Here is an 8,424-nt window from a genome sequence, read left to right as displayed (position 1 = left end):
GTTGGCCGTTTTCGCACACGGAGGTGTCACTTTTCTTTACTCGTAAAGAAAAGTAACCAAAAGAAAGCGATCCTTGCAGGAGGCTGGCGTGTCGGGGTTGCGTAGCCCAATGGTTTCGTCGTCAGGCCCCGGGTTCTAACAGACTCGTGCCGTTACCGATTCAGAGCACCACGACCCGGCCAATGCCCAGGGATTCGTGGTGGTGCCCCCGGTAGCGGAATTCCAGCCCATTCGCCCATCTGCCGTTACCGGCGCGAATCGTCACGACACATCACGTCGTRACGGTTTCGTGGTGGGGTGGGCGCGGTGGTGAGGTCATCGGCTTATCAATTCGGTGCCACCGCGCCCACGACGAAGCTTGAGACGCTGGCAACTTCGTTGCCGTTTTTTCTGCGAGCACCACGAAGTTGCAGGCCCCCCATTTTTGTCGTGGGCGCGGTGGCACCGGAATGCTAGGACGAAGAACTTCTTCACCGCGCCCACCCCACCACGAAACCGTTACGGCGTGATGGATCGTGATGCTCCGAGCCGGTACCGGCAGATGGGCGAATGGGCAGGGAGCCGCTACCGGGGGCCTTACTACGGAACCAGTGTCATTGACGGGATCGTGGCCATTCGAATTGGTAACGGCATGAGGCCACTAGAACCCGGGGCCTGACGACGAAACCATTGGGCTACGCAACCCTGACACGCCAGCCTCCTGCAAGGATCGCTTTCTTTTGGTTACTTTTCTTTACGAGTAAAGAAAAGTGACACCTCCGTGTGCGAAAACGGCCAACCCCGYACAGCCGCGACAGCAGCTAGAAGCGCTAAAACCCCGCCCACCCACGCCACTCTGCATCAGCAGCCAGAAGCCCAAATCCAACCTCCCATCACCCCTCCCTCAACCGATACTTAAGAATCTTCCCAGCCGCACTAGTCGGCAGCATCTGCACAAACACCACCTCCCGCGGCACCTTATAGTTGGCCATATGCCGCCGCGCCCAATCAATCAGCTCATCGGCACCAACCTTGCTGCCATGCCGCAGCACCACAAAAGCCTTCCCCGCCTCGCCGAGGCGCTCGTGCGGGACGCCTACCACCGCCACCTGCGCAATCGCCGGATGCGACACCAGCAGCTTCTCGATCTCGGCCGGATAGCAATTGAAGCCCCCGACGATAAACATGTCCTTGATACGGTCGGTGATCCGCAGGTTGCCACGCACGTCCAGCGTGCCGACATCGCCCGTGCGCAGCCAGCCGCCCGCATCGATCGCTTCCGCGGTGGCTTCCGGCAGCTGGAAGTAGCCCCGCATCACGTTGTAGCCGCGCACCGCCACCTCCCCGGGTTCGCCTGCCGGCACCGGCTGGCCGTCGCTATCCAGGCAGCGCAGTTCGACACCGGGCATGGCGCGGCCCGACGTCAGCGCCACGAGATCGGCATCGTCTCCGGCGCGGGTCAGCGTGGCGAACCCACACGATTCCGTCAGGCCATAGCCGGTGAAGATTTCGCGAAAGCCCAGTTCGCGCTGCATGCGCTGGATCAGCACGGGCGGGATCGCCGACGCGCCGGTCACCGCGACGCGCAGCGAGGACAGGTCGAATTCCCGCAAGCGCGGATTGTTCAGCAGTGTCTGGTAAAGCGTCGGCGGGCCGGGCAGCACCGTGATGCGCTCGTTCTCGATGCGGGTCATCACCGCCTCGGCATCGAACACCAGGTGCGGCAGGATGGTGGCGCCGCTGACCAGCGCCGCCAGCCACCCGGCCTTGTAGCCGAAGGTGTGGAAGAAGGGATTGACGATCAGGTAGCGGTCGCCGGCCTCCACGCCGGTGATYGAGGCCCAGCCRTGGATGGCCTGCAGGTTCTGCGCATGCGCGGTCATMACGCCTTTYGGGCGKCCGGTGGTGCCCGAGGTRAACATGATGTCCATCAGGCAGTCGCCGGTCACGGCACGCTCGCAAGCTTGGAACTCCGCCTCGCTGGTCCGCGGCGCCAGGGCCAGCAAGTCTGCCCATGCAAGCTCATCCGGCGCCATCTGCCGCCCCACGCGCCCGCGCAGCACCACCACGCGCTCCAGCGTGGCGGGCCGGTGCGGCGCCAGCATTTCCGGATAGCTCTCGCCGAGGAAGTCGTCGATGCAGAACAGCACCCGCGCGCCGCTGTCGGCCAGGATCGCGCCGGCCTCCATGCCCTTCATGCGGGTATTGATTGGCACCAGCGCCGCACCGATGCTGTGCGTGGCCAGGGCGGCGACGATCCATTCCGACAGGTTGGGCGCCCACACGGCGACCCGGTCGCCAGGCACCACGCCGAGCGCGAGCAGCGCCCGTCCCGCCTCCGCGCGCAGCGCGTCCAGCGCCGTGAAGCTGAGCCGCAACCCATCCTCCTGGATGGCGATGCGCGCGCCGTGGCGCGCGGCGGCCGTGCGTACCAGCTCCGGGATGGTGGCGGGAACGGCCTGCCCCGCCCTGGCGGCGTCGGCCAACCCCCGGGCGGTTTCGATGGTGTCAGTTGTCATCATGTCAGTCGGGAAATTTCAGGTGCAGTTCGCTGCCGGCCGCGCGGGCCTGGCAGGCCAGGGTCCAGCCGGCCTCGCGGTCGGCGGTGTCAAGCACATGGTTCTCGCCCAGCGTTGCCTCGCCGTGCGTCACCTGGCACATGCAGGCGCCGCACAGGCCGGAGCGGCAGGAGTTCGGAGCCGCGATGCCAGCGCGCAGCATGGCGTCGAGCACGGTTTCGCCCGCCTGCGCGTCGAGCCGGTGGCGTACGCCATCCAGCTCCACCTCCAGCGCAGCCGCAGCGGAAACCGGCGGGGCCACTTCTTCGGCCTGCCCTGCGGCGGGCGGCGGCGCGCCGAAGCGCTCCACGTGAATCCGCTCGCGTGCCACGCCAAGGGCCTGCAAGGCGGCCTGGGCACCGTCCATGAACGGCCCCGGCCCGCAGATAAAGCAGTCGGCGTGGCCCCACGGCGAGGCCAGCGCTTCGAGCTGGGCCTGCGAGGGCGGCCCTTGCACGCTGTCCAGCCAGTGGATCACGCGCAGCCTGTCCGCGTGGCGCGCGGCCAGGTCGCGCAGCGCATCGCGGAAGATCACGCTGCGTTCATCGCGGTTGGCGTAGATCAGCGTGACGTTGCCGCCATCATGGCGCAGCGCCGCCTTGGCGATCGACAGCACCGGCGTGATGCCGCTGCCGCCGGCGAACAGCAGCAGGTCGCCATCCAGGCTGCGGGGCGTGAACACGCCCGCGGGCGGCATGACGTCAACCGTGTCGCCAGCCCCGAGSCGGTCGCAGATCCAGTTGGATACGCGACCACCGCGCACGCGCTTGATGGTCACCCGCAGCGCATTGTCGACCTGGGGGCTGCTGGACAGCGAGTAGCAGCGCTGCTGCGCGGCGCCCTCCAGCGGCACCTTGAGCGTCAGGAACTGGCCTGGCCGGTAGGCGAAGGTATCGCGCAGTCCTTCGGGCAGTTCGAACACCAGCGAGCTTGCCTCGTCGGTTTCGGCCACCACCTGGGCGATGCGCAGCGGGTGGAATTGCGCTTGCACCATGATGTCCGCGATCAGGCGATGCCCATGATGGTCTGCGCATTGTCGATGCGCAGCTCGGCGCCGTTGACGTAGCGCGACTCATCGGAGGCCAGGAACAGCACCAGGTTTGCCACGTCGCCGGGCAGGCACATGCGTTGCATCGGATCGCCGCCCGCCTGCTCATGGGTGGCCGGGGCGTCGGCCGCGCCCTGCATCAGGGCAGCCGTCATCGGCGTCAGGATGCCGTCCGGATGCACGGAGTTGCAGCGGATCTTGTAGCCGCGCTGCTTGCAGTAAGCCGCCACGCTGCGGGTGAGCGCGGTGACAGCACCCTTGCTGGCGCTGTAGGCGCAGAACATGCTCATGCCGCCCAGCGCCGCCACCGAAGACATGTTCACGATGACCCCGCCGTTTTGCTTCATCGCGCCCACGCCATACTTGCAGCCCAGGAAATAGCCGTCGGCATTGATGCGCATGATGCCCTGCCATTGCTCCAGCGTGGTGTCCTCCACCGAGCCCAGCGCCAGCACCGCGGCGTTATTGACCAGCACGTCCGGCGTGCCGAAATGCTCCTGGGTGCGCTGCATGACCTGCTGCCAGCCGGCTTCGCTGGCGATATCGTGGGGCACGAAGATGGCGGTGTCGCCAATCTCGCGCGCCACGGCGTGGCCGGCCGCCTCGTTCAGGTCGGTCAGCACCACGCGCGCGCCTTCGCGCGCCAGCAGCAAGGCGTCTTCCTTGCCGACGCCGCTGGCGGCGCCGGTGACGATGGCGATCTTTCCTTCAACTCGGTTGCTCATGGCTTGTCTCCTTGGTGTGTTCGTCGATGTGTTCATTGCGGCCCGGCTGGTCCGCCAGGGCTGCCAGGGCTGCCAGGGCTGCCAGGGCAACGAGATGGCGCCCGGCATTGCGCCCCGACCAGATACAGTCGGCGAGCGAAAGGCCGCTCACATAGTGATTCGATGCGATGCCGACCGCGGTGCGGCCGACCGCGTACAGGCCCGGGATCGGCGCCGCCTGGCCGCCGGCTCCTTCCGCCAGCACCTGGCCGCACGTCTCGTCCACGCGCAGGCCGCCGAGGGTGATGGCGGGACAGGGAAATGCGCGGCTATGCGCGGAGATATCGATGGCCAGGTAGGGCCCGCGTTCCAGCGATGCGCACATCGCCGCGGATTTCCCTGCGGGGTCGGGCAGCTCGCCGCGCGCCGCCGCGTTATAGGCAGCCAGCGTCGCCAGCAATGCCGCGCGCGGCATGCCCAGCTTGTCGGCCAGCAACGCGATACCCGGCGCACGCGTGGCGCCGAACAGCATCAGCATGATGGCGGGCACGCGCTGGAAGGCCCAAAGGCGTCCGGTGACGCAATCGCGCAGGGCCGCGCGCGCCAGCCCGGCGTTCAGGATCAGCCAGGCGCGGCCGCCGTGCTCCTCGCAGATGGCGTGGCCCAGCCGCGCGCCGTAGACTTCCTCGTTGCCGATGCGCGCGCCTTGCGCGTCGACCACGCAGCCACGTGCCCAGTCGAACGGCGGATTGATGAAGCGCCACGCGGAAACGCGCTCCAGGTGGCGCGCCGCCGCCCCGACCGACAGGCCGAGGCGGATCCCGCTGCCATCGCAGCCGGTGGTGCCCAGGCGCCAGTTGCGGCGGTACTTGGGCGCATGCGCGGCCACCATGGCCGGGTTGAAGATGAAGCCGCCGGTGGCCAGCACAACGGCGCCGGCACGCACTGCACAGGGCTGCGCGAAATCGTCTTCCAGCTGCGTCACGCGCCGGCGCAAGGCATCGGCCAGCGCCGGGGAAAGGTTGTGCAGGCGCTCGGCCCAGCGCGCCAGGCGGGCATGCCGGCGTTGCAGGCGGCCCGGCGGCAGGCGCCGGAGTTCCACGCCAATGACGGTGCCCCGTCCATCGACAATCAGGCGGCGCGCCGCCGCGTGGCGTATCACGTCCACCCCGGCCTGCGCCTGCACCGCGCGCCGCAGCACGCCGTACAGCACGTGACCGGACATGCCGCTGCCCTTGCAGCGATGGCCGCGCGGCGCCGGCTCCGCGTGGCGCGCGTACTCCGCCACGGCCTCGTTGCCCGAGTAGTAGAGGTAGTAGTCCTGCGCGGGATACGAGGTCTTGCGTGGCGGCACGGTGGCGGCAAAGCGCGCGCCCAGCTGCTCCAGCCAGGCGATCATGCCGGTGCTGCGCTCGCAGAATGCCTGCAGCGTGCCATTGCCGACCGCGTCGCCAACCTCCTGCCGCAGGTAAGCCGCCATGGCCTCTGGCGTGTCACGGTAGCCGGCGGCCCGCTGGTATGGCGTGCCACCGCCGGCATACACCACGCCGCCGCTCCTGGCGCTGGCGCCGCCGCCTTCGAAGCGCTCAGCCACGATCACGTCGAGCCCGCCCCGTGCGGCTTCGAGCGCCGCGCAGGCGCCGGCCGCGCCGAAGCCGATCACCGCCACGTCGCAGCGGGCATCCCAACGGTAGGCGCCCGGGTCGGCGACGACCAGCGGCGGCAATACCGCGTTGACCCCGCCGCAGGCGGGATCAGAAACGGGATCGGATGCGGGATCGGGAACGAAGGCGTTGGCGGTCATCGCGCAGGCTCCGGCACTGGGTTCACGTCACGCCGCCCGCAGGCTGGCCAGCGGCGCCGAGGTGGAGTAGGCGCCGTCCACATAGACCAGCGGCGCCACGTCGCCGGCCAGCCGGACTTCGCGCAGGCGGCCGATAAAGACGGCGTGGGTGCCGTAGTCGAAACGGCCGTCCTGCTCGCAGATCAGGTTTGCCTGAGCATCCCGCAGGAAAGGCACGCCCAGCGGGTCGGCCTCCCACTGRCCCGTGGTAAAGCGGTCCTCGCCCTTGAGCCGGCCACTGCAATCGACAGCAATGTCGCGATGATCGGCCGCCAGCAGGTTGACGCAGAAATCCACCCCGGCATTGAGGGCCGGGTAGATCGAGGCATTGCGATGGATGCAGATCAGCAGCGAAGGCGGGTCCGCGGACAGCGAATCGACCGCGGTGACCGACATCGAATAGCGGCGCTCGCCCTCGCGGCAACTGACCACCGCAACCGAGCGCGCCATGCGGCGCATTGCCATCAGCATATCGTCGCGCAGCGACGGGGAAATAGTCTGGTTCATCATGCCTCCTGCCTGTGTGATGGTATTAGTCCGCTTGGCCCTGCCCGGCCGCCCCGCCCGCCAGCACATCGGCGGCGATCAGGCCGAAGGTCATGGCCGGCCCGATGGTGGAGCCCGCGCCCGGATAGCTGGCGCCCATCATCGAGGCGCTGGTATTGCCGATGGCGAACAGCCCGTCGATGGGCGAGCCGTCCTCGCGCAGCACGCGGGCGCTGGCATCGGTCGCCAGCCCGCCCTTGGTGCCAATATCGCCAGCGTCGATGCGCACCGCGTAGAACGGCGCGCGGCCGATCGGCGCCAGGCACGGATTGGGACGGACCTGGGTGTCGCCGTAGTAGGTATCGAAGACGTTGTCGCCCTTGCCGAAGTCCTCATCCACGCCTCTCGCCGCAAAGCCGTTCATGCGCTCGACGGTGTGCGCCAGGCCGCCCGGGTCGATGCCGGCGAGCCGCGCCAGCGCGTCGAGCGAATCGGCGCGCAGCAGGACGTCCGCGAAGGGGGCCGGGATGCGGCGGTCCGGCATGACCGAGCCGGGCAGGATCGGCCCGCAGGGATACTTGCGGCGGAAGGTGGCATCGAACACCAGCCACGCCGGCACGCTGCAGCCCGTCCGCTCGTGGTCGCGGTACATCGCGGGCACGAACTCGGAGTACGGCGCGGCCTCGTTGACGAAGCGCCTGCCCTGCCCGTTGACGACGATGCAGCCGGGCAAGGCGCGCTCGACAAAGATCGCGCGCTGCTTTTCCTCGCCGCCGACCTTCACCGTTGGCGCGCCCCATACATGCGACATCAGCTCCAGCGCCGCGCCCGCGCGCTGCGCGGCCTGGATCCCGTCGCCGGTGTTGTGCGGCGGCGTGGCGCTCCACTCTGCCCGGCTGGGATGCGGCAGGTATTGCTCGCGCATGGCCTGGTTCCGCTCGAAGCCGCCCGCGGCCAGGATCACGCCGCGCCGGGCTTCGATGCGTACCTGCGCGCCATTGCGCCGCGCCAGCACGCCGGTGACGCGCGCCGCGCCACCGTGCTCCTCCACCAGCAGGTCTTCCAGCGCGGTATCGAGCCACAGCGGGATGCCGCGCTTCATCATGGCGTGGCGCAAGCCGCCCACCAGGCTGTTGCCGAGCGTGAGCCGGCGGTCGCGCGCGGTGCGGCGGCGCCAGCCGAGATCCAGCCAATAGCGCCCGAACTGCCGGGCCGCCACGCCCAGCCAGCCCCGGCTCTTGCTCAGCATGGCGTGGGCCTCGGCGGAGGTCACCGCCACCCGGCCCGCCACCAGCGTCCCCGGCGAAGGCGGCCGCAGCCGCGCGAACTCCTCGCCCAGCTGCGCGCCGTCGAACGGCATCGGATCCAGCGCGCGATATCCGGGCAGCGCGCCCGGCAAGCGCTGGAAGTAGTCGGCGTAGCGCGGCAGCGAGTAGTAACGCACCGCGGTGCGCTGCTCCAGGTAGCTAAGCATGCGCGGACCGTGCTCGAGGTACGCGCGCAGCTTGGCGGGCGTGGAGCGGCCTTCGGTGCACGCTTCAAGATAGGTAAGCGCGGCGTTGTAGCTGTCGCTGCCGCCCGCTTCTTCGATATGGTGGTTGAGCGGGATCCAGATCCCGCCGCCCGAGACCGCCGAGGTGCCACCATACAGGCCGCTCTTCTCCAGCACCACCACGGACAGGCCGCGATCCGCCGCGCGGCAGGCGGCCAGCATGCCGCCCGCTCCTGAGCCGACCACCACTACATCAAACACCGCGGTGCCGCCTGCCTGCCCTGTGCCCTGGTTCATGTTCCGCTCCACGCCGG

The 8,424-nt window shown here is 68.9% G+C and carries 6 protein-coding genes; all 6 read right to left on the bottom strand.

Features of this window, described 5'->3' with window-relative positions:
- Positions 1 to 872: 872 nt before the first annotated feature.
- Genes AC1DN0_RS36590 through AC1DN0_RS36565 form a run of 6 tightly spaced genes read right to left on the bottom strand, consistent with a single transcriptional unit; the run spans position 873 to position 8,407 of the window.
- Positions 873 to 2,501: a FadD3 family acyl-CoA ligase gene (locus AC1DN0_RS36590; RefSeq protein ID WP_441636204.1), complete on the bottom strand. Its 1,629-nt coding sequence runs from the start codon at positions 2,499 to 2,501 to the stop codon at positions 873 to 875.
- A 1-nt stretch (position 2,502) separates the two neighbouring features.
- Positions 2,503 to 3,531 (bottom strand): 2Fe-2S iron-sulfur cluster-binding protein, encoded by a 1,029-nt coding sequence (locus AC1DN0_RS36585; protein ID WP_441636202.1) that lies wholly within the window; start codon positions 3,529 to 3,531, stop codon positions 2,503 to 2,505.
- A gap of 11 nt (positions 3,532 to 3,542) precedes the next feature.
- Positions 3,543 to 4,310, bottom strand: coding sequence for an SDR family oxidoreductase (locus AC1DN0_RS36580; protein WP_441636200.1), 768 nt, complete (start codon positions 4,308 to 4,310; stop codon positions 3,543 to 3,545).
- Positions 4,294 to 6,093, bottom strand: a complete 1,800-nt coding sequence (locus tag AC1DN0_RS36575) for an FAD-binding protein (RefSeq protein WP_441636198.1) — start codon at positions 6,091 to 6,093, stop codon at positions 4,294 to 4,296. The genes AC1DN0_RS36580 and AC1DN0_RS36575 overlap by 17 nt, the downstream gene beginning before the upstream one ends.
- A gap of 27 nt (positions 6,094 to 6,120) precedes the next feature.
- Positions 6,121 to 6,639 (bottom strand): flavin reductase family protein, encoded by a 519-nt coding sequence (locus AC1DN0_RS36570; protein ID WP_441636208.1) that lies wholly within the window; start codon positions 6,637 to 6,639, stop codon positions 6,121 to 6,123.
- A gap of 25 nt (positions 6,640 to 6,664) precedes the next feature.
- The gene (locus AC1DN0_RS36565; RefSeq protein ID WP_441636196.1) at positions 6,665 to 8,407 is read right to left on the bottom strand and encodes an FAD-dependent oxidoreductase; all 1,743 of its coding nucleotides are present in this window, start codon (positions 8,405 to 8,407) and stop codon (positions 6,665 to 6,667) included.
- Between the last annotated feature and the right edge of the window lie 17 nt (positions 8,408 to 8,424).

Source organism: Cupriavidus sp. 05N39 (genome assembly GCF_056397325.1).
This window is presented reverse-complemented; position numbering and strand designations above follow the sequence as displayed.